This window comes from Polaromonas sp. P1_G2, from assembly GCF_056405515.1.
Map to the genome: position 1 here is coordinate 1 of NZ_JBFUBY010001030.1, position 480 is coordinate 480.

1 protein-coding gene is annotated in these 480 nt (G+C 56.5%); it reads right to left on the reverse strand.

From position 1 onward, the window contains the following. Window positions 1-274, reverse strand: a 274-nt coding sequence (locus tag AC1D0P_RS28900; RefSeq protein WP_477679876.1) for a hypothetical protein, incomplete at its 3' end; no start/stop codon positions are given. Window positions 275-480 lie beyond the last annotated feature (206 nt).

Here is a 480-nt window from a genome sequence, read left to right on the forward strand (position 1 = left end):
GCGTGCCGCAGATGAGATCCGCAGAGAGCGACAGCGCCGCATGCGGGTCACGATTGGTGAGCGCTTGGACCGCTTCGATGGATAGGTCCGGCAGACTTTCTAGAAAGGCAGGCACGCGCGCATCGGAAAGGCCGAGATGCAGCCAGACGAAGCCCTCATTGACCTTGATGTCACGCATCGTACAGGTCGGCGACATCCGCTCGGATTGCCCCGCGCTCGGATGGAAACGATGTGCCCAGACGAAACCGGGAATATTGGAAACAGCAAGTTCCATGTAGGGTGCCCGCTGAGCAGAATTTTAGGAAGCCTTAGACCCGCTTTATGACAGTTGTGCAACAGGGCAACAAGACATGGAGTCGCATCTTCGGCATGCTCTGAATGACCAATCGTTATCCGTCTCTACGCGGAAGGCTTGCGGAAGGCGAGCCTATGAGGATGATAAACGTGTCGCACTTTCCCGATATCCTGCTGACGGAGATG